This is a genomic window from Streptomyces albicerus (genome assembly GCF_008905045.1).
Classification (GTDB): domain Bacteria; phylum Actinomycetota; class Actinomycetes; order Streptomycetales; family Streptomycetaceae; genus Streptomyces; species Streptomyces albicerus.
The window spans coordinates 1-933 of record NZ_VWMY01000144.1 but is presented as its reverse complement, the minus strand read 5'-3'; the positions used below and the strand labels follow the sequence as shown (position 1 = coordinate 933).

The following is a 933-nucleotide window of genomic DNA, read 5'->3' as shown; positions in this document are numbered from 1 at the left end:
GTCGCAATTCCTGAAAAAATTGGTGTGTGACCCCAGACCGCTTCTTCACCCTGATGCTGCTCCTCAAATCGAGGGATGCCGTGACCACGCAGGAACTCGCCTCGGCGCTCGGGGTGTCCCTTCGAACCATCACCCGGGACTTGAACTGGCTCCGCGACGCCGGTCTGCCGGTGACCGCACACCGGGGCCGCCTCGGAGGCGTGACCATGCTGCCCGGATCCGGACTCGACCTCACGCGACTCACACCGGGCGAGCGTGATCATCTGTCGCTCACTGGGCTGGATGAGAAGCAACGTGCGGAGCTCAACGCATCGGTCGAAAGCCAGCGCGCGCTCTCCAAGATCGCCGCTACACAGTCACGTCGAGTTCATGAGCTCCTGCCGCTCACCGACGTAGTGCACGTGGACAGCCGTCCCTGGCGTCAGGCACGAGCTTTCGGCACGACTCCGGCTTCGCTGATCGGCGCAGTGCGGCGAGGTCGCCGGCTACGGATCGAGTACGACAGCCCACGCGAGTCATGCCCACGCGACCTGGTCGTGGATCCCTACGGGCTGTTCGCCAAGGCTGGCATCTGGTACCTCGTCGCCGATTGTGCCCGAGTGCCACGGATGTACCGACTCGAACGGATCACGACGTGGAAAGAAGTCGACCAGCCACGACGGATCCGCGAGAGCCAGACCCTGGCCACCGTCGCTGCTGCGCTCATTGCTCAGTGGGAACACAACCACGCGATAGAGGTCAGCGCCACCATCGACCAGACCCAGATCGAGCGAGCGCAACGGATCTTTGGCCTACGACTCGTCTGGGACGACCATGAAGAATCCGCCACCGGCCGCAAGGTAACAATCCGCTTCCTGCATCTGGAGGACGTGCGAGCACTACTGCCGTTCGGGAGCGCCATCACTGTGCACGGCCCCACCGAAGCCAGGGCTC

The 933-nt window shown here is 63.9% G+C and carries 1 protein-coding gene; it reads left to right on the top strand.

What is annotated here, in order from left to right; all coding sequences use genetic code 11:
• Positions 1-26: 26 nt before the first annotated feature.
• A partial coding sequence (locus GAS53_RS53205) for a helix-turn-helix transcriptional regulator (protein WP_151485032.1) occupies positions 27-933 on the top strand: 907 nt, incomplete at its 3' end.